Source organism: Parabacteroides sp. AM58-2XD, assembly GCF_003463685.1.
GTDB classification, from domain to species: domain Bacteria; phylum Bacteroidota; class Bacteroidia; order Bacteroidales; family Tannerellaceae; genus Parabacteroides; species Parabacteroides segnis.
The window spans coordinates 1-919 of sequence record NZ_QSDP01000245.1; the positions used below are offsets into that span (position 1 = coordinate 1).

Here is a 919-nt window from a genome sequence, read left to right on the forward strand (position 1 = left end):
TTGGAGTGGCCGACATTCCCAGTACACGGGCTTCCGGATTGTTATCTATTACTTCCTGTACAGCCTGTCCCCATACCTCCGCTCCGAAATGATGGAACTCGTCGATAATGATATGATCCGCTTTGAGTTCACCCACTGTTCCGCGATTCAGAACTAATGCCTGAAAAGTCCGGTAGGCAACATGCGGCATTGTCCTGCCAATTGCTTTTTTGATCTCGGCAATGATCGTAACGTTGGGAGCGATAACCACTATATCATCTTCCGAATGATTGACGATATAACGGGCAATCAGATAGGATTTTCCTGTTCCGGTCGCCTGTACAACCGCTCCGATCCTGTTCGTTTTGAATCCTTCCTCAATAGCCCGGTAAGCCGCTTCATTATGTGAAAACAGTTCTATATGCTTTCCCGTTTCCAAACTCCTCAAATAGCTATCATCCGAAACAGTCAGTCCATGCAGTTCAAAGGAAAGTGCCTCCGGCAGATAGCCACCGTGAGCCAGGATACGGAACTGGTTGCAGCCGCACATTTCTCCGATTCGCTGCATTTCAGTATACAGTCTGTCCACTTCCGGCAAGCCGACAGGTTCTTTATTCCATACCTCTTTCACAATGAAAGTAACGGAATACTCCCTGAAGCCTACCAGCAGACAGCCGGATTCTTCAGTGACAAAATAATGATAAGAATGATAAAGATCGCGAAGAGACATTGAGAAAATATGTCAATACTAGAAAGAAATGAGCTATTTACGCTATCTTTAAACGAGGCAAGCCTCGTGCCGCAGGCTCTCTTTTGCCGTTGGTTTCAACCCAATGTCATCAATTTAAGGTTCATAGTGCTCTTTTGTAATTAGTTAGAGTATAGTTTTTACAATTGGGCCTTCCTTTCCTTGCTCGTGGAAACTTTCTTCCCGGTCTGA

The 919-nt window shown here is 45.4% G+C and carries 1 protein-coding gene; it reads right to left on the reverse strand.

Annotation, left to right across the window (positions count from 1 at the left end; all coding sequences use genetic code 11):
- On the reverse strand, positions 1-709 hold a 709-nt coding region (locus DXA15_RS25090), incomplete at its 3' end, for a DEAD/DEAH box helicase family protein (protein ID WP_158579724.1).
- Positions 710-919: the final 210 nt, after the last annotated feature.